The 23,210-nt window shown below is 52.3% G+C and carries 15 protein-coding genes and 1 tRNA gene; 13 read left to right on the top strand and 3 right to left on the bottom strand.

All coding sequences use genetic code 11. The annotated features are described in order from the left end of the window. The first annotated feature begins 14 nt into the window (after nucleotides 1-14). A complete protein-coding gene (locus tag DYY88_RS14735) occupies nucleotides 15-1,310 on the top strand; it encodes an ABC transporter substrate-binding protein (protein WP_039726918.1) in 1,296 nt (431 codons plus the stop codon). Between the two features lie 185 nt (nucleotides 1,311-1,495). Here DYY88_RS14735 and DYY88_RS14730 read toward each other — a convergent pair whose 3' ends face one another. Continuing rightward, entirely contained in the window at nucleotides 1,496-1,717 is a 222-nt protein-coding gene (locus DYY88_RS14730) for a hypothetical protein (protein WP_039726916.1), read from the bottom strand. Nucleotides 1,718-1,945: 228 nt separating this feature from the next. On the opposite strand from DYY88_RS14730, the gene DYY88_RS14725 reads away from it, so the two are divergent. Next, entirely contained in the window at nucleotides 1,946-2,278 is a 333-nt protein-coding gene (locus tag DYY88_RS14725) for a PadR family transcriptional regulator (protein WP_052288419.1), read from the top strand. 109 nt (nucleotides 2,279-2,387) lie between these two features. Continuing rightward, nucleotides 2,388-3,452 (top strand): cysteine dioxygenase, encoded by a 1,065-nt coding sequence (locus DYY88_RS14720; RefSeq protein WP_039726913.1) that lies wholly within the window; start codon nucleotides 2,388-2,390, stop codon nucleotides 3,450-3,452. Between the two features lie 91 nt (nucleotides 3,453-3,543). Here the strand turns inward: DYY88_RS14720 and DYY88_RS14715 are convergent, their stop codons facing one another. Next, nucleotides 3,544-4,341, bottom strand: a complete 798-nt coding sequence (locus tag DYY88_RS14715; RefSeq protein ID WP_039726911.1) for a Uma2 family endonuclease — start codon at nucleotides 4,339-4,341, stop codon at nucleotides 3,544-3,546. Nucleotides 4,342-4,502: 161 nt separating this feature from the next. Between DYY88_RS14715 and DYY88_RS14710 the strand changes: the two genes are divergently transcribed. The 8 genes from DYY88_RS14710 to DYY88_RS14675 all read left to right on the top strand — a co-directional run bounded on the left by DYY88_RS14710 (nucleotide 4,503) and on the right by DYY88_RS14675 (nucleotide 10,019). Further along, complete coding sequence (locus DYY88_RS14710) at nucleotides 4,503-5,438, top strand: queuosine precursor transporter (RefSeq protein ID WP_242517615.1); 936 nt, start codon at nucleotides 4,503-4,505, stop codon at nucleotides 5,436-5,438. Between the two features lie 227 nt (nucleotides 5,439-5,665). Beyond that, the gene (gene minD, locus DYY88_RS14705) at nucleotides 5,666-6,466 is read left to right on the top strand and encodes a septum site-determining protein MinD (RefSeq protein ID WP_039726910.1); all 801 of its coding nucleotides are present in this window, start codon (nucleotides 5,666-5,668) and stop codon (nucleotides 6,464-6,466) included. 42 nt (nucleotides 6,467-6,508) lie between these two features. Continuing rightward, nucleotides 6,509-6,880: a cell division topological specificity factor MinE gene (gene minE, locus DYY88_RS14700; protein ID WP_039726908.1), complete on the top strand. Its 372-nt coding sequence runs from the start codon at nucleotides 6,509-6,511 to the stop codon at nucleotides 6,878-6,880. Between the two features lie 3 nt (nucleotides 6,881-6,883). Further along, entirely contained in the window at nucleotides 6,884-7,315 is a 432-nt protein-coding gene (locus DYY88_RS14695; RefSeq protein WP_039726907.1) for a (2Fe-2S) ferredoxin domain-containing protein, read from the top strand. Between the two features lie 175 nt (nucleotides 7,316-7,490). Next, nucleotides 7,491-8,138, top strand: a complete 648-nt coding sequence (locus DYY88_RS14690) for a response regulator transcription factor (RefSeq protein ID WP_039726905.1) — start codon at nucleotides 7,491-7,493, stop codon at nucleotides 8,136-8,138. A gap of 64 nt (nucleotides 8,139-8,202) precedes the next feature. Beyond that, nucleotides 8,203-8,275: transfer RNA gene (locus DYY88_RS14685), tRNA-Thr, on the top strand. A 161-nt stretch (nucleotides 8,276-8,436) separates the two neighbouring features. Further along, nucleotides 8,437-9,531 (top strand): site-specific integrase, encoded by a 1,095-nt coding sequence (locus tag DYY88_RS14680; RefSeq protein ID WP_039726903.1) that lies wholly within the window; start codon nucleotides 8,437-8,439, stop codon nucleotides 9,529-9,531. Between the two features lie 47 nt (nucleotides 9,532-9,578). Continuing rightward, on the top strand, nucleotides 9,579-10,019 hold the full coding sequence (locus tag DYY88_RS14675; RefSeq protein ID WP_039726901.1) for a hypothetical protein: 441 nt from the start codon (nucleotides 9,579-9,581) through the stop codon (nucleotides 10,017-10,019). A 756-nt stretch (nucleotides 10,020-10,775) separates the two neighbouring features. On the opposite strand, the gene DYY88_RS14670 is transcribed toward DYY88_RS14675, so the two are convergent. Beyond that, complete coding sequence (locus tag DYY88_RS14670; RefSeq protein WP_130199463.1) at nucleotides 10,776-11,267, bottom strand: hypothetical protein; 492 nt, start codon at nucleotides 11,265-11,267, stop codon at nucleotides 10,776-10,778. 283 nt (nucleotides 11,268-11,550) lie between these two features. Here DYY88_RS14670 and DYY88_RS14665 point away from each other — a divergent pair, with 283 nt between their 5' ends. Both DYY88_RS14665 and DYY88_RS14660 read left to right on the top strand, forming a co-directional pair. Further along, the gene (locus DYY88_RS14665) at nucleotides 11,551-11,925 is read left to right on the top strand and encodes a DUF6876 family protein (protein WP_039726897.1); all 375 of its coding nucleotides are present in this window, start codon (nucleotides 11,551-11,553) and stop codon (nucleotides 11,923-11,925) included. 730 nt (nucleotides 11,926-12,655) lie between these two features. Continuing rightward, nucleotides 12,656-23,188, top strand: coding sequence for a putative Ig domain-containing protein (locus tag DYY88_RS14660; RefSeq protein WP_163685944.1), 10,533 nt, complete (start codon nucleotides 12,656-12,658; stop codon nucleotides 23,186-23,188). Nucleotides 23,189-23,210 lie beyond the last annotated feature (22 nt).

Below are 23,210 nucleotides of genomic sequence, written 5' to 3'. Positions count from 1 at the left end.
TCCCCGACTCCACCATGTCCACCCTCCCCCGTTTCTGGAAACGTTTTGGCCTGCTCATGCTACTGGGCGTGCTGATGAGTTGGCTGATCAGCTGCGGCAATCCCTCAGCCACCTCCGAGTCCAGCGCCGACGGCTCCCAAGAGGTGGAGTTTTGGACCATGCAGTTGCAGCCCGATTTCACCGACTATTTCAACGAGCTGATTGCCAACTTTGAAGCGGAGAACCCCGGCATCACCGTCCGGTGGATCGATGTGCCCTGGGGCGATATGCAAAGCAAAATTCTCACGGCAGTGTCCGCCGGGACCGCCCCTGATGTGGTGAATTTGAACCCCGATTTCGCGTCGCAACTCGCGAGCAAACAGGCGTGGTTGCCGCTGGACGATCGCATCTCGCCAGCAGAAAAATCGCTGTACCTCGATAAGATTTGGCAAGCCAATACCCTAAATGGCGAGAGCTTTGGGTTGCCGTGGTATCTCACCACCCGCGTCACCCTATACAACACAGAGTTGTTTGAAGCAGCGGGCATCACCGAGCCGCCGACCACCTATGAGGAATTGGCCACCGCCGCTCAGCAAATCAAAGACGCCACCGGCAAGTACGCCTTCTTTATCTCCTTTGTGCCCGAAGATGCGGCTGACGTGCTGCAATCCTTTGTGCAAATGGGCGTACCGTTGGTGGATGACCAGGGCAACGCGGCCTTCAACACCCCCGAGGGCAAAGCGGTATTTCAATACTGGACGGATCTGTATCAGCAAGAACTCTTGCCTCGTGAAGTGTTGACTCAAGGTCATCGCCGCGCCGTGGAACTGTATCAAGCAGGCGAAACGGCCATCCTCGCGTCTGGGGCCGAATTCCTCAGCACGATTGAAAACAACGCGCCAGATATCGCCGCCGCGACCGCCAGTGCCCCCCAAATTTCTGGGGAGACCGCTAAGAAAAATGTCGCGGTGATGAATTTGGTGATTCCCCGCTCTACCGACGCGCCCGAGGCGGCCTTGAAGTTCGCCCTCTACGTCACGAATGACGCCAACCAGCTGACCTTTGCCAAAGCGGCCAACGTACTGCCTTCGACCACGCAGGCGCTCTCCGACAGCTACTTTACCGAACCGCCAACCGATGCCGAACCGGTCACCCTGGCGCGCTCCGTCAGTGCCGGACAGATGGCCGATGCCGAAGTTTTGATCCCCGCGATGGAAGATGTCAAAACCTTGCAAAAGGCCATTTATACCAACCTGCAAGCGGCCATGCTGGGCCAAAAAACCGTGGATGAAGCCGTCGCCGATGCGGCGGCTGAGTGGGATGCCCGTTAGCGTCATCCTTACGCTGCTCTTGCTGGCTTTCCGCGTCCTGCTTGCCTGCTTCCCTAAAGGCTCGGTTGGCGGGCAGTCGGCACCGCAAATTTTGCTGTCGATTTCCCTGCTCTCGGCTTAGGACCGTGGCGATCAGGGTCGGTGTCTCACGGCTGGGTAATCCAGGGGGGCGATCGCGCGGCCATTTACCCGATGGATTCAATCATCGCGGCGAATCCCAAGAAAATAAGTGCGCTTGCCGCTAACCGCAGCCACCAATCCGTCACTAAATGCAGCACCCAGAGCGCAAAGCCCGCCGCTTCGAAGAGGCTCGCCAACACACAGAACACCGCGAGCCCAAAACTCAAGAGAAAAAAGTATTTGATAAATCGACAGACCCAGCGAAACAAGCGACTGTGATGGCGCATGGTGAAATATCCCAGTGACGAGGTTTCTGCAACTCAAAAGCCGTGCAACTCGCGTTAGCAAACTCTAAATTTCCTTGGTTTCTACTCTGTCCTGAGGGAAGGCGATCGCCAATCTCTTGATCGATGTCAATAGTCGATAGCAGCGATCGATATCGAAAACTAGATAGCGCCGCTTAAACGGCTTGACTAACATGGCCTATAGCTCTCAGCCATGGAGGCTTTCAGTGCATGGAAAAACTAAAGCTGACATCTTTGGAGGAAGCCATCATGCTGGCGATCGTGCATCAACCCCGCTATGGACAAGACATTGTTGAGGTGGTGAGCGCCGCCAGCCAAGGCGAGTACCAAATTGGATGTGGCACGTTATATCCAGCGCTGAAACGCTTATCCCAGCGAGGCTTTATTCAAGCCCACAAGCGACAAGAAAACTTAGCCGTGCGCAACGGTCACAGTCGTTGTTATTACGAAGTAACAACCGTCGGTCGTGACATGCTGCTGCGGATTGAATCCATTCGCGACCAAATCAAAAGTCAGAGTCAAATCCACGAAGCGCTGACCTAAATCTGGCTGACTGAGTCAATGTCCTTGGGCGGCTTGGTTCGCCGCAAAGGGTGCCTGGTATCGGCTATGAGCTTTGATTTTCAAGAACTTCGTTTCAAGTAGGCATATTATGTTTGTTGAGATTGTCGAAAATGCAGCCAAAGTGCTCGTACTGGAAGTCATTCGTGATGAAGCGTTAGGCGACTTTTGGGAAATTGACAATCAATTAAAACAGGATGGCCGATCGCGATTGTGGCGGTTAATCCAATCCTTACGGTATTTTTGCGCCCTGATTAAAGCTTCAGGCATGATTTTGATTGAAGAAGCCTGGACTCGGTGGCAGGGACAGCCCCCCGCCGACTGCACCACAGAACCGCTGCAGGCAACGGAGGACTATGAAGGCAATACTCTGACCACCGAAGAGTTTCATCAGGTCAAGCAGTATTGCGCGACTCGCCGTTTGTATGGGTTAGGACTGAGTCGCAAACTGTTGGGACTGCCACAAAATCTCTCGTCTTACTGGCTACGGCAGGCCGATCGCGTGATCGACCAAAGCTTGGCCCAAGGGCAAAAAGTGATCGACGCCGAGGCGATCGCCAATAGCTTCATGCTGAGCAGCCTGATTCGTCAGGTTGAGTCCGTGCCGCCTCACAGTGTCGATGTGCAGACATTTCACCACTGGGTCGAGCAAATCACGCTGGATGAGTCATTTTTAGACCGTTACGTGCTGTTTGATGAGCAGTTCTATAAACGCCAATTGGTCTGCCGCACCTGGTCACTGGTCGTTTACGTCATTAGCTGGATGCCGGGGCAAGAGGTCGGTGTGCATCATCACGGTCTGGCTCTAGATGCCATTCAGGTTATCCGAGGTGAGATGACCCATTGGTTTGTCCCTCCAGATCATTGGGAGGAAAATGTCCCATTTGAAGGGTTTGAGCCTGCTCGTCGCTATGAAGGACCTTCAGAGATTTACCGAGCGGGGGATGTGGTCGCGATTGATCGCCGCCATGGCCACCAAATTGCCAACCGCTCTGATCAACCGTTGGTCACCCTCCATTTCCGGTTTGGTCACCCGCCAGAAGATAAGCACTGGCGCTCGACCAATGACACCGAAATGTTTGTCTGGAATCAAACTGAAGGCTGTTTTGACTTGATCCCTCCCAATATGGGGCGCTGTACACCATCGCGACTATAGCTGGCACAATGCCTGGCTCGCCGTTATCGACAACCACCTCCCCCCACAATCGTGGCCCTATGATCTACGGCGAGATGCATCCCAAGCAGAGTCAAAGTTGTTCAGGATCAACGCCCAAGTCTCGCAGTTTTGCCGCCAGTTGGTCAGCGCGATCTCGCTCTTGCTCAGCTTGTTGCTGTGCCTGTTCAGCTTGTTGTTGCGCTTGTTCAGCTTGCTTCCGTGCTTCTTCCGCTTGTTCGCTGCTCCATAACAGGAGATTACCGTCAGCATCCCACCAGCGGAGCCAGTGCGTAGTCGTGCCCAAGCGAGTGCCCTGCCAAATGCCCAAAAAGAGCTGCATCTCTGGGAGCCAAAAACGCCCCTGGGCATCCGGCTCAGTCGCTTGATAGGTCTCACCCTCTAGCCGAAAGACTTGGAGCGTTACTGAAGCCGGGTCAAATAATACGTAGGTGGGTACCTGCAAAATGCGCTGGTAAAAGAACAGCTTGCCGTATGGGTAAACCGGACGGACAGAATATTCGCCCGTTTCCGTTTCTGACAAAAACTCCATCACGATCGCGACTGCAGCGCCTTCGGCATGGGGGGTATAGCTGCGGCGAATCACCGACTCCGCCACGGGTTGCACCTGAGGCACGTAAAGCCAATCGGGAGCCTTGACAACGGTTTTGCCCGCCACCGTTGCGACCAACCCAAAATTAGACGCAATCAGCATCTCAGGCCGAATCCATCCCGCTGCCCCCAGCGCATCAGTGAGAGCAGCAGCTAAGAGCGGTTGCTGGAGATTTTCCACAGGATCATCTGGTAACACGTAGTCATCTGGCAGGGGTTCCCACTGAATGTCTAGGTCTTGATGGGCCAGTATCGGCACTGTGGGAAGTTGAGCAACCATAACGATTTTGAACCCGCTGCAACATACTTGTCTGCATTATGGCGCAGGGCCACACCCACCGGGCGCGATCGCTTTCCCGTCCGCCACATCAACACAACCAATGTCATCGATAGAGAGATTATGAGGCCCTACAGCCCGACCGGGTCAGGCTTTACGCTAGGGTGAATTGTGGTTTGGAAGTGCGCGATCGCCGCCTGTTGGCCAGCGCTTGCCCTACTCTCTGCGCCCATTTTGCCTGGGTTGCCCAGTGCGACAAAACGATGTCCTCAACTGCTCCAGTGTCTGACGATCTCGCGGTTTTTGATGCGGTGCCCGATGCGACAGTTCCGGGCCATATTCAAGAACGACGCGCGATCGTATTTCTCATCCTGTCGGGCCTCTTTCTCGGCACGCTCGGCATGTTGAATATTCTGGGCATCAGCCGCTTTGTCAAAATCTTTAGCTATCACGGGCTCGATATCACCGTGGCGGTAGGCGCACTCCCCTATCCCCTCACCTTTTTGTGTACCGATCTGTTGTCAGAGCTGTATGGGCAGCGACGGGCCAACCAAGTTGTCTGGGTGGGGCTGCTGTTGAATGTTTGGGTCTTTTTCATCGTGTGGTTAGGGGGCGTATTGCCCGGGTTCGAGGCCACTGATCCCGCCACCGGCGAAATTGTGCGCGACGCCGCCGATCGCCTGCCCGTCTTTTTTGAGATTCGCGCCCTCACCTTTGGCACCGTCTTTGCCTCAATGTGTGCCTACCTCACCGCCCAGTTCGTCGATGTCCAGCTCTTCCACTTTTGGAAAAACCTAACCCAAGGCAAATATTTATGGTTGCGCAACAACGGCTCCACGCTGCTGAGCCAACTGGTCGATACGTCTGCCGTGGTCCTGATCACCCATTTTTTTGCGGGGGTGCTGCCCATTGATCCCGCTCAAGCTCTGTGGCCGCAACTCTTTCTATTTATTGCCTACGGCTACGCCTTCAAGCTCGTGGCTGCGCTACTCGACACCGGGCCATTCTACGCTTGCGTCTATGGCCTCTCAAAATATCTGTGGATTGAGTCGCCGGTATTCGCCACGCCCTCCCAGCCGCAGGCAGATGACGCCTCGTAAAGAGCCATTCGAGAACGTTGGATGGTCACCATCGCGCCGAGTCTAGGCCGACATCTCATCAGCCCCAATCCCGCCCATGTCGTTAACATCATCCCAAGAAAGTTAGGCGACGGATGCAGCAACCGGGACACAGTAAGGCATAATCAAGCAGAACTTGGTCTAGTGCGGCGATCGCTGTACCGGCCTGAGCCGTAGTAGACTTTTCGCAGACATCCACTCGACGTTTTATGACCCGCGTTGTTGTACTGACCTCTGGCAAAGGTGGCGTTGGCAAAACCACTTGCACCGCCAATTTGGGCATGGCCCTGGCCCAACAGGGACAGCGCATTGCTGTGATTGATGCTGACTTTGGGTTGCGCAATCTTGATTTGCTGCTGGGCCTCGAAAACCGCATTGTCTTTACCGCTTTAGACGTGTTGGCGGGCGATTGTCGGCTTGAGCAAGCCCTGGTCAAAGATAAGCGTCAGCCCAATTTGGCATTGTTGCCCGCCGCGCAAAACCGCTCGAAAGAGGCGATCACACCCGAACAAATGATCGAACTGGTGTCGAAATTGTCAGCCGCTGGATTTGATTTTGTCTTCATCGACTGTCCGGCAGGCATTGAAGGCGGCTTTCGCAATGCGATCGCCGCAGCCAAAGAAGCGATCGTCGTCACCACCCCCGAAATTTCCGCCGTTCGTGATGCTGACCGCGTCATCGGCCTGCTCGAAGCCAACGACATTAAAACGAAACGCCTGATCATTAATCGACTCAAACCAGCCATGGTGCAAGAAGACCAAATGATGTCAGTGCAAGATGTCCAGGATATTTTGGCGATTCCCCTGTTAGGCGTCATTCCCGATGATGAGCGCGTCATCGTCTCCACCAACAAAGGCGAACCCTTAGTTTTAGAGAAAAAACTTTCCCTCGCGGGGGTCGCTTTTTCCAACGTGGCACGACGGCTCCTGGGAGAAAAAGTCTCTTTCCTCGATCTTTCCGCGCCCCACGACGATTTATTTTCCCGCGTTCGTCGGTTATTTCGGGGTTAAACTTGTGGCGCTGAATGACCCAACTGTCTTTGCGAATTGCCCATGTTGAGTGAACTGTTAGATCGACTCTTAAATCGCGATCGGACTGAAACTAGCCGATCAGCGGTCAAACGTCGATTGCAATTTGTCCTAGCCCACGATCGCACCGACCTATCACCCGAAATGGTCGAAAAAATGCGGCAAGAAATCATTGAAGTCGTGTCGCGCTACGTCGAAATTGACACCGATGGCCTCGAATTTGCCCTCGAAAATGACGATCGCATGACCGCATTGATTGCCAATTTGCCGATTCGACGCATTCGGTCACAGCCGGAAGCCAGCCCAGACACAGCCACTGAGTCTGCCACCGCAACCAACTCAACTGCCGCTAACGACGCCTCCACACCCACTGTTGATACGCCCATTGAGTCCTAGCCCATGTCGTCGTTGCCTGCCCCTAGCCCTGCGGATCTGACGGCACTCGCCGCCACCGTCTCGGCTTTGCATTTAAACGCGATCGATCGCCACATCTTCATCTGTGCCGACCAGACAAAACCCAAGTGCTGCGACAAAGCCGCGAGCCTCACCGCTTGGAACTACCTCAAGCAGCGCCTCAAAGAGCTGGGCCTCGATACCCCCAGCCCAGAGCGGCCCACCTGCACCTTTCGCACCAAAGCCAACTGCCTGCGCGTCTGTCAGCAAGGCCCCATTTTGCTGATATATCCCGAGGGGGTTTGGTACCACAGCGCTACGCCTGCTGTCATTGAGCGCATTATTCAAGAGCATCTGCTCAACGGCCAGGTCGTCAAAGACTACGTCCTCGTGACCCATGCCCTACCCGTCGTTGCAAACACCGTCGAGACTCCGTAGAATTGCGGGGCCGCCAACGTCTGAAAGGGACTTTTTACGTTCCATCCGGACGTAACTTAACGATACAAAGTCAGTAAATTCAGTAATTTTTCGCGTTGTACGTAGCGGATCCCGTGAGAATGGGTAACCTGTAAGAGCATTAACAGACATCACATTTTTACGTAAGCAGGTCAGCATGAAAGACGGAAATGCGGGGGATCAGAAGACATTACTGCTCATTGATGATGACCCCAACTTGATCTTGCTAGTGAAGGACTATCTAGAGTTTCGTGGCTACAGTGTCATCACCGCAGAAAATGGTCGTGAGGCGCTTGACGTCCTAAATGGCAACAGCCCCGACATGATCATTTGTGATGTCATGATGCCTGAGATGGATGGCTACGCCTTTGTCGAGCACGTCCGCGACAATCCCGAAACCGAGTGGATTCCGGTACTGTTCCTCTCCGCCAAGGGGCAAAGTCAAGACCGTGTCAAAGGTCTGAATACCGGGGCTGACGTTTACATGGTCAAGCCGTTTGAACCCGAAGAGCTGGTCGCTCAAGTTGAGTCATCCCTTAAACAAGCGTCTCGCCTGATTCGTCAACAGTCGCGCGGTGGCTCTACGACACCCACCATCAGCGTGCCCTTTGATGTCGAACTCACCCCGACTGAACTTAAAGTCGTTCAGTTCGTGGCTCGGGGCATGGCTAACCGCGAAATCGCTGAAGAGCTGCAAGTCAGCCAACGCACGATCGAAAGCCACGTCAGCAATATGCTCGGCAAAACCGGACTCCATAACCGCACGGAGTTGGCGCGGTGGGCGATCGAAAATAGCAAGGCGTAATTGATTTTCTCCAAAATTTTCTCTGATATCGGACAGCGAGTTTGATATGCTAGTTGTCCAGTGTGCTGGTGTAGCTCAGTTGGTAGAGCTGCTGATTTGTAATCAGCCGGTCGCAGGTTCGAGTCCTGTCACCAGCTTTTCTCTGAAACCCCTGAAGCTTAAGGCTTTGGGGGTTTTGCATGTCCACCCATATAAGCGTTTTGAGCCCCCCTTGGGGTGCTCATAGCTACGCATTTCTACACAAACCTACTTATGGATGCGCGAAAATAGGCATGAATTTAGCACAAGATTTAGCACAATGCCTCGACCGGCTGATTCACCCGAAGAGATTAATGCTCGCCTCAAAGAGGCTGGCATCCGGCTTAAAGTGGAAGCAAGATCACAAAAGCTTTCACTTCGCGGCACCTTCCCACCGAAACCAGGGCAAACAAAACCCAGGCAAACTTACCTTGCTCTTGGAATTGATGACACTCCGTATGGCTTAAAAACCGCAGAGCTTAAAGCTCATGAGGTATGGGCACAGATAGGGCGGGGGACGTTTGACTGGCAAGACTGGATAATGACTGACCTGGATACCTGTGGAGCCTGGATAGAGCGGTACAAGCGTCACTGGTTCGCTATCAATGGCAATACTCCAGCGACCCAGAAAAAATGGCACCGTGGGGAGTGGCAAATGGGCCTTCGTTGGTTACCCAGTGACAAGAAACTCTCCGCCAAGATTCTCAAAGAGACAGTCTCTCATCGCCCTCCTGATAGCCGCGCTAGGCAACTCTGTGTGCAGATACTCAACCGTTTTGCTGAGTTTGCCTCATTAGACGTAAACCTCAATCAATACCGAGGTAAATACACTCGTCGGGTAAATGCCCTCGATATCCCGCCGGATGATGAGATAGCAAAAATTATTACCACCATCGAGAATCCACAGTGGCGTTTAGTGGCAACTCGGATGACTATCTATGGACTAAGGGACCATGAGTGTTGGTTCTGTGTCATCAACCCAAAACCTCCCTACGATTGTCAGGTACTGGAGGGAAAGACAGGGCCGCGTGATGGGGTCATGCCGTTTTACCCAGAGTGGGCACAGCAGTGGGAGCCCTGGAAAGGGACTCTTCCCAAGGTGACCGATAAGGTCGGCGATCGCGCCATCTATGGTGAGCGCACTGCTAGGGCATTTAAGCGTCTCAAGATCCCATTCACGCCCTACACCCTGCGTCACGCCTGGTGCATTCGCGCCTCGGTAGTCTTTAAGCAGCCAATCCCGGTAAGTGCTGCAATGGCTGGTCACTCAGCTGACCTGCATCTTCGCACCTACAATCGGTGGATCAAAGCAGCGCAAAGCCTTGAAGCCTATAAGGAAGCCATTGAGAAGGGACCCAAGGCTCCTGGGGTCTAGAAATATTGGGAAGATCGAAATGCCTCTTTACCAAAAGGAATACCCCCATGTCCCCTCAAACCCTCGGCCTCATTATCGGTGGGCTCTTTCCAGCCATCTTTTTTGGACTCTCGGCTGTCTTTTCCCGCCCAGCGACTCAGATCGGCATCAGTACCGGTTTTTATCTCACGATTAATGGTTTAGCGATCGCAACGGTAGGGCTGCTCTTTTGCCTTGCTTTGCCTGAGAGGGCGTTATCGTTTCGCTCGGGATTCTTTACGGTGCTTGTTGGCAGTTGCTGGGCGCTTGCTGCTGGTATGGTGGCGATTGCTCTCACCAACTACGGAACTCCCATCGCGCGATTGGTTCCCCTCTACAACATGAACACCTTGGTCGCCGTCATAATCGGGCTCTTTGTCTTTTCTGAGTGGCAAGATGTCAACTCGATAAAGCTTCTCATCGGTGCCTTGCTGATCGTAGTTGGCGGGTCCCTCGTCGCCACCTCATAGAATCATTTTTTGCTGACTGTGGAAGCATTGTCTTGTTCGGCCAAATCCTTACGAGCAGGCCACTCCTCGTAGCCGCTGCCAAAAAAGCAGGGTAGGGGAGTGACCTGCAAGAGCTACTTTGAGTCTTTGTGTCCTTCTAGCTCAGCGAGTCGCTCCTTTATCAACACTCGAAGCTTTGCCGCTAAGGGCAGTTCACTCCAAGCCACATCATCCCGGCATGACTCGACCGCTTCTCTGAGATCACTCACGTCAATTGAAATCCTGTCCCGCTGCGTCACTAGAAACCATTGAGATACAAAATCCTCACTCATCGTATCTCTCTAAGCCTCGTATTAAGAAAAATGAGCAATTGGCATAAGGTGGCATCCACTGGCTTCCAAAAAGATAATATAGGTTCCATGCGGGGGACGAGTATCAAACTTTCCCCGGTGGTGGAGGAGATGGCTACGAGGTAGTTTCCGCTCTATAAGGAAGGTATGTCTTATGTCTGAATCCCAGAAACTAACCGTGATCTTGAGCCCCTGTAACAGTGGCATGTGTCCGACGCTCTACTCTGATGAAACAGGGAATGTGTTTGTTCAGGGCCAAAAGCTTTCTTCCCAGACGAGAGAGACGATTTCAGTCTCTGATGATGAGGAAGTAGTGCAAATTGCACCTGAGATACTTTCGTATCTGAAGGCTTTCTAGAAAGTTGGCGATCCAGCATCTATTCTGCAAAAAGCCCTAGGCGATATGACGCTTGGGGCTGTTCAATTTTTACGGCTCTTCGAACAGAAGCTTGGTCTCTACAAAGTGCCGAAAATCCTCAGAATGAACTGATCGCATCTTCTTCCAGTGGGACCGTATCGATGGATAAGCAAAGACATCCCGTGCATCCCGCGTAAACCCATCAAAGTGGACACCGCTAATGATCCCGTTCTTAAAATTTAGAAAACCTATGAGAACCTGATTTACGAGAAATTCGCTGACTTTCTGTAACTCCCAATCTTTCAGGTCAAGCCCATTGGCCTGAGTAAAGGCCTCACGAAGCGTTGGGTTATTGAGAATGCCAAAGAAGAGGTCCCGATGGGCATCAATGACTGAGTGCTGCGCCTGGCTGTAGCCACTTGCGATCTGATGTCTTACCTGATCGAGCAGAATAGTGACCGTCCTGCGAGTCGAAATCCAAAGAAGGATATTGGCTACGGTCGTTACGAAGGTAAAGACGACCATGATGAGCGCAGTTAAGTCCGCAATGGATAGGTTCATGACCATGGGAAAGTTGACCCTTAAGCGATCGCAGCAACTTTTCAACTATTACTTTGTAGAGAGATGGTAAGACCGATGCTGCAGGACATTCAAAACTTTTCTCTTGAACCGGGTCATATTTCCTGGAATTTTACCGAATCAACGCAATTAGAACGGGTAGAAAGAGTCCTGCTTTGGGTCAACGTGTCATGCAGGGTACACGGCCTAAAGGTTTTACTCCTGGGCAAGACCACACAAGCCTTTCCTTGCAGGAGAATCCTGAAGTTGAGAGGTCATTGTTGCTATGGAGGACGCAGGTTATTCGCTTTCTGAAGGTGAGCTTTCCCAATTTACGGGTACCTCACAGTACTATCAGCACCCACTTGGTGTGCTGATTACCGATGGGGTGCACTACATGGCGGAACGGGGCAGAGCGTACTGGCTCATCGATGTGATTGCCATCTGGCAGTTACATCCGAGGATTTATCAAGATCCGATGCTCCAGCAGATTCAGTTCTGGACGTTGACGGTCAACGACGATCGCTCAGCGCAGCTAATCTGCGAGCGGGATTCTGAGGACATTGTCGTCACGCAAAGGATCCCGTTCACTGACTTTCCGCTCAAAAAGCTACGGCTTTACTTTCAAGATGGAGTGATTCTGCTGCCCTCGGAGTACTAAGCGAGTCTCACAGGCGACAGTTCATGCAGGTTCGTTGAGGTGATTCTTGGCGTTTCTCTGCATGACAGATTGGCTTTAGGAATTCGGTGACTAAACCTTGAATAAGATCTGTGATCTTCTCCCGGTATCAAACTTAAGCATTTGGCAGCCAGCAACACAATTAGGTATGGATGAACAGTTTCTCTAACATCTGCTTTACCGGAAATTCAAAAAAATAATGGTCTCCGTAAATTTCACGAGAAAAAGTTAATGGTTCCCAGGGATTATACGGATGCAATGAACTTCACTTGAATAATTTCATGCGTGTGCGAGAAATTATCACTCAGCGGTTACACCGTTGTCATACAGGATGGAGCATTCAGAGCTTTTCTTCCAGGAACCCCATGGTTCTTTGATTCCTGGCGTACCCGATCCCTCTGACCTAACGAATATTGGTGAGGTGAAGAGCTACCAGTCGGGTGCTATCGGTACTTCAGAGGAGTATTGGGGTATTTCGGGTACTGAAGGATCGACATTATTTCCATACCTGGAACCACGCAATCATGCAGGGGCATCCTATCATGCCCTCAATGAGTTAGCTCTACTGAAAGGCAACTCGGTACATACTCAAGACCTCCATCTACCGTCAGCCAATAGCCCCTTCACGATCTCTCCATCTTCGAATGAGGATTGGTTGACTCATGGTGGTTTGAGCGAAGTCCTCGTCATACCTGGCAGTCCAGATGATGCTGTGACTGTCACCTTTGAGTGGACTGAACGAGAGGCAGCATATAACAACGAAGTGGTTTTTTTCCTGATTGATGAAAGCGCCACCATCGGTGAACTCTCCCCTGATGAAGTCGGGTACGCCTTATCGGCTCTTACCTCCGATACGCAACAGGTAATTTTTTCTAGCGGTGAAACCGTTGGGGCTAAAAAAACATTTACGTTTAATGGGGGCGATCGCCTCGCGTTTTATCTAGTTCAAGATCAATCAACTGAAACCTGGCTGGAAAAGAACGCTGAGAATCAGCTGGGCAAGCGACCACAAGCGTTCTTCTCCCTAAACGATGCAAATCCAGATGATTTTGACCACCTTAAGACGCAAGCCCTTACCGATGGAGCATGGCGCTTTGCGTGGGAAGATCTGACCGGTGGTGGAGATCGCGATTTTGATGATGTGGTCTTTGAGGTCTCCCTCGGGGCTGCAGAGCCACCTCACTCGTCAGATGGATTCCTAGAAAAAACTCCAGGTGAGTCAGGACAAGCGGTCTCAGCCCGTTTCTACTGGACCGAAAGAGAAGCAGGTTACAACAACGAATTAGGTCTTTTCTTAGTCGATGACGCCGAAGGGCGCATCGGCTCTTTACTGCCTGATGATGAAGGATATGCTGAAGCAGCCCTTGCTTCAGAACGGCGACGGGGAATCTTCTCGCAAGAACAGACTGAGGGCGCGATCGCCGATATCGAGTTGCCGGGTGATACCTACTTTGGTTGGTATCTCATCCAAAATGCTTCTGTTGAGAGGTTCCTAGAGAAAAATCCCAACAATGAGATAGGGAAGGGACCCATAGCATTCTTCTCTCTGCACAATACCAATCCCGATACCTTTGAGCACCTCAAGCAGTTACCCACTGGCCACTACGCCTGGGAAGACTTGACTGGTGGGGGCGATCGCGATTACGACGATCTCGTATTTCGGTTTGAATTTGACAAGCTTAGTGCGCCTACAAATGCCCCACCTATCGCTGAGCCTGACCGCTTGATCACAGTTGCGGAAGACAGCTCACCGACTTCGCTAGGGATTATCCCTGCAACTGATCCGGATGGTGATGCGTTATTCATTACGGTTACGAACACACCCGATGCGTCTTTAGGAGCTATTCAGCGACAAGATGGCACAGCGGTCTCAACTGGCCAAATACTCTCCCTTGCAGAACTTGAAACCCTGCAATTTGTGCCCCAAGCTAATGCAAACGGCCCAGCAGGCACCTTCCAATACATTGTCGAAGATGGCAATGGCGGCACTGCGACCCAGACAATCTCCCTCACCATTACCCCGGTCAACGACGCCCCGACTCTGACAACTCCGGGACTTCAGCGCATCTCTGAAAACACGACTCTCAACATTAGTGGCATTAGCATTAGTGACGTCGATGTAGCGCATGGAAACCTTCAGGTTACGCTCGAAGTTGAGCACGGAAGTATTGGCCTTGATGAAACCAAAGGCTTGACCTTCCTTGAAGGCATTAACGGTAATAGCCTACGCCTGACGGTTGAAGGCAACCTGGCTGATCTCAATAACGCCTTAAACACCCTGGCCTATCAGGGTGCCAGCAACTTTGCTGGACAAGATAGGTTAGTGGTTTCAGTCAGTGATTTGGGTAATACGGGGGCTGGGGGAGCGTTAACGGATAACGCCACGATTCTTATCAACGTCTCATCGACCAATACTTCACCCGCACTCGAATCGAATAAAACGCTGATTGTAGATGAGGACAGTAGTGCCTCGCCTCTGAACCTAGTGCTCCCGCTTGACGCTGACGGAGATACGTTGACGATCTCCGTCACATCGATTCCAGATCCTAAATTGGGACGGATCGAGCTTCCGGATGGCACACCTGTTACGGCTCGCCAAATCCTCACGCTTGATGAGTTGCAAGCTCTAGTATTTGTGCCCCAGCCAGATGCCAACGGTAATGCTGGAAGCTTTGGCTATGTTGCCAAAGATGGGCAAGGCGGTATCGCTTTCCATACGACAAAGCTTGAGATTACCCCAGTCAACGATGCACCGACTCTTACAGTTCCCAACGCTCAAGTCACACTCGGCGATATTCCTTTAGCTCTAAACGGCATCGCTGTCAGCGACGTCGATGCAGGCTCTAATCAGATGGAGTTTCGCCTTGCCACCACGAGCGGTCTCTTCACCCTCACCAACCAATTTGGTTTGAACTTCACGGTTGGGGATGGCACTGATGACAGGGAAATCGTCTTTACGGGGAGGTTGGCGAATATTAATGCAGCGCTTGCCACGCTTAGCTACACAAGTACTGCTGACTTTACCGGCACCGCTGTCATCACTGCCACCATTGATGATCGGGGCAATAGCGGAGTAGGAGGTAACCTCACGGACGAAAAGTCATTTGACGTCGTTGTCTTTGGCTCCCTAAATCAAGCACCAGAGTTCGTCTCTACACCCAATATTGAGGTGAGCGCGGGAGAGGCGTATGGCTACGATGCGGATGCCATTGATGCGGATAGCGATCAGCTCACTTACGCGATGTTGTCGGGTCCAGAGGGGATGGTGATAGACCCGAACACTGGGGAAATCAGTTGGACCACCACCACGGAAGATAAAGGCACTTACTCTGTCACGTTGGAAGTCACAGATAGCCGGGGTGGAGTCGATCTCCAGACGTTTTCACTATCGGTTTTGGATGAGATTCCAAACCGACCGCCCAACTTCATCACAGCGCCTAGTATCTATGGCAACGTCAATATGCCCTATAGCTATGACGCTGATGCAAATGATGCAGATAGTGACGTCCTCGCTTACACCTTGCTCTCTGGGCCAGATGGTATGTCTGTCAATGAAGTGACCGGTCAGCTTCAGTGGACACCAGTCGCAGAGCAACGTGGTCTTCACAGTGTTGCAATACAGGTCGATGATGGTCGAGGCGGGATTGCTATCCAGGAGTTTGATATCTGGGTAGAGCAAGATTTAGGTAACAGCGCTCCGGTAATAACAAGTGAACCAGTAACCCAACTGGCGTCACTGAGTGACGGTTACTTATATGACGTAGAGGCTGTAGATTCTGATGGAGATGACATTACCTACTCCTTGAGTGAAGCACCTGCCGGAATGACTATCGACGCGGCCTCAGGTGTGATCAGCTGGATTCCGGAACAAGGTTCTTTGGCTGAAACTCTTGTCACGGTTCGTGCTGAGGATACCAGAGGCGGAATTGCTACACAGGTCTACACAATAAATTTACCCAGCAACTCATTAGGCGAAATTAGAGGGCATGTTTGGGAAGACCTTAACGGTAATGGAGTCAAGGATAGTGCTGAGATTGAGAACACGCCCTCGGCTACTTTAGAACCTTCAAATAGCCTGTTTATATCGCCTGAATTCACAGACGACTATGAGGTCTATGATTTGGGCTCTGTTGATGGTCTTCCAGCTCCTTACGGAGGACTAACATTAGCTTTTAATGACCCAAATACACTCTTAATCGGCGGTAATGCGAACAAAGGCATTGGGGCAATTTATTCTGTCCCACTAATAAGAGATACGAATAATCATATTGTGGGCTTTTCGGATGCTGCAACGTTCTACACCGCAGGTGCTAACAACGATGGTGGCCTAGTCTTTAACGACGAAGGGGTACTATTTGCGGCACGGTGGCCCTTAAATCAGATAGGACAGACGAAGCCAGGGAGTACAACAACTGACAAGGTTATTAGATTAGGTCCTCTTGGGGTTTCACGCTCCGTGGGAGGTCTAAGCTTTGTTCCTGACTATATTGCAGAGGATGATTCTCTAAAGCTTGTCACGTGGAGCGGTGGGAATTGGTATGACATTGATCTAGAAGCAGATGGACAAGGAACCTATGACATCATTGATGTTTCTTTAGAAACCACACTCCCAGGAGGTCCAGAAGGGATTGCATATGTGCCTCCCGGTTCCCCAGGCTTTGATGAGCCAAGTGTGCTGATTTCGGAATGGTCCTCAGGAAATATTGCCACCTATGAAGTAGACGCTGAAGGCGATCCAATCGTTGAATCACGCAAGGTATTTCTTCCAGGATTATCGGGAGCCCTAGGTGCATTTATCGATCCATTTACTGGTGACCTTTTATTCTCAACCTTTAGAGGTGGCAATCGCATTGTAAGTGTCCAAGGATTTTCCCCCACATTTGAAGATGAGCCAGGCCTTTCTCGGGTCGGTGTTTATCTCGATATTGATAATGATGGAGAGCTTGACGCCGACGAGCCCTTCCAGCTGACTACAGAGGATGATCCAAATACTCTCGAAGTCAATGAACGCGGTAATTTTAGATTTACCGCTTTGCTGCCAGGTGAGTATGTTGTCCGAGAAATCACTCCAGAAGGATTGAGTCGGACCTTCCCGAATCAAGGCTTCTACAACGTCCAGGTAGGCTCTGGGGAAATTATTGAAGGAGTTGACTTTGGCAATCAACTTATCGGGGAGCCCATTGAGAACGTGGCACCTCGTATCGACACTATTGTCCCTTCAAGTGCACAAGTTGGCAGGCTATTTGAGTATCTGGTGCGTGCAAATGATCCAAATGGCGATCCCATTCGGTGGAGCCTTGAACAAGCTCCATCCGGTATGACGATTAATGCCAAAACTGGGATCATCCAATGGATTCCGACACTAGAGCAGATTGGCTCAAATGAGGTAACCGTCCGAGTTGAAGATGGGCAAAAGCAATCGGAAACCCAAACCTTTGAAATCACCGTTCAGGGACTAAACACTCCACCCTCGATTACCTCAGTTCCGACGACCCAAGCGATTGCGAATCAGGCTTATTCCTACGAGACCACAGCCTTCGATCTAAATGGTGATGAGGTCACCTTTAGTCTGCTCAATGCTCCTACCGGAATGACCATTGACGCTGATACGGGGCTGATTGAATGGACTCCTTCATCTAGTCAGACTGGGCTGCAACCTATTGAGATATTGGCTAATGACGGAAATGGAGGTATAGCAAGACAAACCTTCAATCTTGCAGTCCTGGCAACCCTCCCCAACAGCTCCCCAGCAATTACCACCCAACCCGGTTTTCGAGCAGTTCCAGGCGAAACGTACCGCTATGACGTAGACGCCATTGATCCGGAGGGCGATGAGCTGACGTTTAACCTCATCGATGCACCTGAGGGCATGACCATCGATCCAACCACTGGGGTAATTCAGTGGACTCCAGAAATAGCGCAGGAGGGTTCTACGTCAGTTCAGGTAGTAGTTTCAGATGGATTAGGTGCCACTGGCAGCCAGAGTTTCCCCTTATTGGTTCGGGGGAACGATGCCCCCATCATTCTCTCAACTCCCATTACCACCGCTACTGCCGGTGGCAACTACAGCTACATTCCACTGGCAACCGATCCTAATGATGATGCCATCAGCATTAGTCTGGTCGATGGTCCCGCAGGCATGACGCTCGATACCTTTGGCCGTCTCAATTGGGTTCCCACCGCCGAAGATATTGGCCAGGAGTTTGCGGTGAGTATCGCCGTTACCGATGCCTTCGGGGCAACCGCTACCCAGGACTATACCGTCTCAGTAGCTGCGGATGTGGAAGCACCCAATGTCGCGGTGCTGCTCACCGATGATCGGTTCGACATCGGCGAGACTGCGACAGTCCAAGTCCAAGCCACAGACAATGTTGGCGTTGAATCTCTGACCTTGCTGGTCAACGATAGTCCGGTTGCGCTGGACGCTCAGGGCTTTGCCACCTTACCCATTGACGCCACCGGAGCGCTCAACCTGTTGGTCACTGCCACTGACGCAGCCGGTAATACCAGCACGTCCACTGCCCAAGTGTTTGGCGTTGATCCGTCCGACACAGAAGCGCCGATCGTAAGCTTCTCGAATCTTGTTGATGGCACAATCTTCACTGCCCCAGAAGACATTCTGGGCACGGTCACCGACGACAACTTACTCTCCTACAGCCTGTCCCTCGCACCGGTAGCAGGTGGAGAGTTTATTGAAATTGCCAGCGGCACCGAGGTCGTCACTGATAGTTTCCTTGGGACGTTTGACACGTCAGTCTTACAAAACGACAGCTACTTCCTGAGACTCTCAGCGACCGATTTGGGAGGCTTAACCTCTACTGTGGAAGCCCAAGTAGAGGTCGCTGGCGATCTAAAGCTCGGGAACTTCCAGCTGTCGTTCACTGACCTCTCCATCCCAGTTTCGGGCATCCCCATTCAGGTAACGCGCACCTACGATAGCCTCACCTCAGCCACCACAGATGACTTTGGCTACGGTTGGCGGATGGAATTCCGCGATACGGACCTGCGGACCAGCGTGGCTCCGACCGGAGCCGAGGAATTCGGTAACTATGCGCCGTTTAAGGAAGGTACCCGTGTGTACCTCACCATGCCCGGTGGTGAGCGTGAAGGATTTACCTTCCAGCCCAGGAAAGCTCCAGGACTAAAAGGTAGTTTCTTGGGTGTCTACGAACCTGTTTTCGTCTCCGATTCAGGGGTGACGAGCACACTCTCTGTGTCGAACTTTGACCTGGTTAAATCAGGGGATGAATTCTATACCTTTGCAGGAGGTTTGCCTTTTAACCCAGCCGATACGGGTATCGGGAATGGTCAATACACGCTGACAACGAAAGAAGGCATCGTCTATCAGATTGATGCTGAAGACGGTGATCTGCTGAGCGTAACCGATCGCAACAACAACACCCTCACCTTTACCGACAGCGACATCACCAGCTCTACCGGCCAGCAGGTCACCTTCGAGCGGGATGCCGCTGGTCGTATTACGGCTGCAATTGACCCCGAAGGCAACCGCATCACCTATGAGTACGACGCCCTGGGTGATCTGGTGGCCGTGACCGATCGCGAAGGCAACACCACCCGCTTCGATTACAACGACGATCGCGCCCACTACCTGGAAGAAATCATCGATCCGCTGGGTCGCAGTGGGGTGCGATCGGAATACGACGACCAAGGTCGCCTGACGCGAATGATCGACGCCGATGGCAATCCCGTTGAACTACTCTACGACCCTGACAACGACATCCAGCAGGTGCGCGACCAGCTCGGTAACGTCACCACCTACGAGTACGACGAGCGGGGCAATGTGGTCAGCGAAGTGGATGCGCTAGGGGGTATCACCCGTCGCACCTACGACGCCGACAACAACATGCTCACGGAGACCGATCCGCTGGGCAACACCACCACCATGACCTACGATGCCGACGGCAACGTGCTGACGGAAACCGATGCTCTGGGCAACACCACCCGCTACACCTATGACGATAACGGCAACGTCCTCACCACCACCGACCCAACCGGGCAGACCATCACCAATACCTACGATGCCAATGGCAATCTCACCCAGATTGCGGGACAGGCCAGTGGCCTGCTGAGCTTTAGCTACGATGCCTCCGGTAACCTAACCGCCATGGAGGATGGCTCCGGCACCACGAGCTTTGAATATGATGCGTTGGGCAACATTACCCGCCAGACCGACGCAGCGGGAACCGTCACCAGCTTTACCTACGACCCCAGCGGCAACCGCACCAGCGAAACCACCACCCAGACTCTGGCCGATGGCTCCACCCGCACCCTGGTCACTCAGATGGAGTATGACGACGAAGGCCGGGTGATTCGCACCATTGATGCCGAGGGTGGCGTTACCGAAACGATTTACGATGCCGTGGGCAATCGTGTGGAACAAATCGACGCCCTCGGTCGCTCCACGAAGTACGTCTACGACAATCGCGGTCAGCTGATCGCCACGATTTATCCCGACAGCACGCCCGACGACGACAGCGACAATCCCCGCACCCAGACGAAATATGACGCCAAGGGCCAGGTAATTGCGGAAATCGACGAACTGGGTCGCCGCACGGTGATGATCTACGATGCCCTTGGTCGTCAGATCGCCACCCTCTACCCCGATGCGACACCGAATGACGACAGTGACAATCCTCGCACCCAGACGGCGTACGATGCTGCCGGTCGTGTGGTGGCGGAAATCGACGAACTGGGCAACCGCACCGAGTTTATCTATGACGCTGCGGGTCGAGTAATTGAAACCATCCTGCCGGATGAGACGCCCGATGACCTAAGCGACAATCCCCGCTTTACCACCGCCTACGATGCCGCCGGACGGCAACTCACCCAGACTGATGCCCTGGGCCAGATCACCCAGTTCCTCTACGATGACTTGGGGCGTCCCGTGGGTCAGGTCTATGCCGACGGTACTAGCACCTCAGTGGAATTTGACGACGCCGGACGGGTCGCCGCTCGCACCGATCAGGCCGGTCTCACCACCCGCTACGAATACGATGCCCTGGGTCGCCTCACCGCCGTGGTGGATGCCCTAGATCAGCGCACCGAATACACCTACGACGAACAGGGCAACCTGATTACCCAGACCGACGCTAACGGTAACACCACCCGCTACGAATACGATCGCCTCGGTCGCCGCGTCGCCACCGAACTGCCGCTGGGTGAGCGCGCCACCAGCACCTACGATGCCGTGGGTAATATGCGCTCCACTACGGACTTTAATGGCGATACCAAGACCTACACCTACGACGATCGCAACCGCCTGATCGCCAAAGACCTTCCCGGCACCGAGTTCGATGAAACCCACACCTACACCGCTAACGGTCTGCGCCAGACCGTCACCGATGACCGCGGCACCACCACCTATCAGTACGATGAACGCAATCGCTTGATCAGCCGCATCGACCCTGATGGCACCACCATCGCCTACACCTACGATGCCGCCGGAAACCGTACCAGCGTCCAGATTCCCTCTGGCACTACGGAATACGGCTTTGATGCCCAAAATCGCCTGAAGACCGTCACTGATTCGGAAGCGGGCATCACCACCTACACCTATAACCCCGTGGGCAACCTGGAGCGCACTGAGTTCCCCAACGGCACAGTAGAAATTCGCGAATACGATGACCTGAACCGCCTGGTCTACATCGAAACCAGCGGTCCGGAAGGGGTAATCGCCAGCTTCCGCTATACCCTGGATGACACGGGCAACCGTACTGCGGTGGAAGAACACGACGGTCGCCGGGTGGACTACGAATACGACGACCTCTACCGCCTCACCGCCGAAATCATCACCGACCCCGGCGGCACTGGCCCCACCCGCACCATCGAATACATCTATGATGCCGTGGGCAATCGCCTGAGCCGCACCGACACGGGCGCAGGCACCACCCTCTATACCTATGACGACAACGACCGCCTGCTCACCGCCACCACCGATGGCGTCGCCACTACCTACACCTACGACAACAACGGCAACACGACGAGTAAGACCACCGACGGCACCACCATCACCTACACCTGGAATGCCGACAATCGCCTGATTGGAGCCGATACCGATGGCGATGGCGAGATCGATGTGGTGAACCAGTACAACGAAAACGGCATCCGCGTCAGCCAGACGGTGAATGGGGAAGAAACCCGCTTTTTAATTGATGCGAACCGACCCTATGCCCAGGTGCTGGAGGAGTATACGCCGGGGGGAATTATCAAGGTTTCCTATGTGTATGGGAATGACTTGATTTCTCAGAATCGGGAAGGGGAGAAGAGTTTTTATCATGCAGATGGATTGGGAAGTACCCGAGCTTTGAGCAATGAGTCTGGGGCAACTACTGACCAATATATTTACGATGCTTTTGGTCAGGTAATCAGGCAAATCGGAGAGACCGAAAACTCATATCTGTTTGCGGGAGAACAGAGAGATATGACTATTGGGCTAGATTATCTGAGAGCAAGATATCTATCTCCTAATACTGGTAGATTTCACAACAGAGATGAGTTCTTTGGTTTTATCCAAAATCCTTTAAGCCTCAATAAATATATCTATGCAAATTCGAATCCTGTGAATAACCTAGATCCATCAGGGCTTTTTTCTGTGAGCGAGTCTTTACTCACAGCAGCTGTTGTATCTTCACTAGCTGCACTTACTTACAATATCTATTCTGACAATGGCCCTGCTCAGATAATCCAGGGCGCAAGAATAGCTGAAGCTTATGCTCTTAATCTTGTAAGCAAGATAAGAGGTTTTTGGGAATTTTCCTATGATTTCTGGTTTGATCAGAATAGCAATCCCCTCTCTCCTGACTATCAGGTGAGAAAAAATCATGTTAGAAACGGATGGCAGAATATATATCGGTCACTATCGAGTGGGGGCTTCACGTATACATACGATGCTGATTTGAATGCTGTCGCACAAGTATCTGGTGATGCCGTCGGAAATTTTTTAGCACCTCGAATCACAATTGGAAAACAGTTTACTCAGGCATCAGTCTTACCAGTTCCTGGCTCAGGATTATGGAACTTGAGTACACAATTTTCTCAGACAGGAGTCTTCATTCACGAAATTTCACACCTTGCACACAACACGAAAGATTATGAGTATCAATATCGAGCCTTAGAGCTTGCAAAAACTCATCCTGAACTTGCGGTAGAAAATGCTGACAACTACAGGCTGCAAGCTGAATCACTTTCGTTAGGCAATCTGATACCAACAATTGGGAATATCTGATAGTAATTTCAAAACTTTGCAT

Origin of the sequence: Leptolyngbya iicbica LK (assembly GCF_004212215.1) — a bacterium.
In the GTDB taxonomy this organism is placed as follows: Bacteria; Cyanobacteriota; Cyanobacteriia; order Phormidesmidales; family Phormidesmidaceae; genus Halomicronema; species Halomicronema iicbica.
This window is presented reverse-complemented; position numbering and strand designations above follow the sequence as displayed.

What these genes read in the sequence shown, in the direction of transcription:
- DYY88_RS14735 (WP_039726918.1), top strand. Translation starts at nt 15, where the DNA reads ATGTCCACCCTCCCCCGTTTCTGGAAACGTTTTGGCCTGCTCATGCTA.
- DYY88_RS14730 (WP_039726916.1), bottom strand. Translation starts at nt 1,717, where the DNA reads ATGCGCCATCACAGTCGCTTGTTTCGCTGGGTCTGTCGATTTATCAAA.
- DYY88_RS14725 (WP_052288419.1), top strand. Translation starts at nt 1,946, where the DNA reads ATGGAAAAACTAAAGCTGACATCTTTGGAGGAAGCCATCATGCTGGCG.
- DYY88_RS14720 (WP_039726913.1), top strand. Translation starts at nt 2,388, where the DNA reads ATGTTTGTTGAGATTGTCGAAAATGCAGCCAAAGTGCTCGTACTGGAA.
- DYY88_RS14715 (WP_039726911.1), bottom strand. Translation starts at nt 4,341, where the DNA reads ATGGTTGCTCAACTTCCCACAGTGCCGATACTGGCCCATCAAGACCTA.
- minD (WP_039726910.1), top strand. Translation starts at nt 5,666, where the DNA reads ATGACCCGCGTTGTTGTACTGACCTCTGGCAAAGGTGGCGTTGGCAAA.
- minE (WP_039726908.1), top strand. Translation starts at nt 6,509, where the DNA reads ATGTTGAGTGAACTGTTAGATCGACTCTTAAATCGCGATCGGACTGAA.
- DYY88_RS14695 (WP_039726907.1), top strand. Translation starts at nt 6,884, where the DNA reads ATGTCGTCGTTGCCTGCCCCTAGCCCTGCGGATCTGACGGCACTCGCC.
- DYY88_RS14690 (WP_039726905.1), top strand. Translation starts at nt 7,491, where the DNA reads ATGAAAGACGGAAATGCGGGGGATCAGAAGACATTACTGCTCATTGAT.
- DYY88_RS14680 (WP_039726903.1), top strand. Translation starts at nt 8,437, where the DNA reads ATGCCTCGACCGGCTGATTCACCCGAAGAGATTAATGCTCGCCTCAAA.
- DYY88_RS14675 (WP_039726901.1), top strand. Translation starts at nt 9,579, where the DNA reads ATGTCCCCTCAAACCCTCGGCCTCATTATCGGTGGGCTCTTTCCAGCC.
- DYY88_RS14670 (WP_130199463.1), bottom strand. Translation starts at nt 11,267, where the DNA reads ATGAACCTATCCATTGCGGACTTAACTGCGCTCATCATGGTCGTCTTT.
- DYY88_RS14665 (WP_039726897.1), top strand. Translation starts at nt 11,551, where the DNA reads ATGGAGGACGCAGGTTATTCGCTTTCTGAAGGTGAGCTTTCCCAATTT.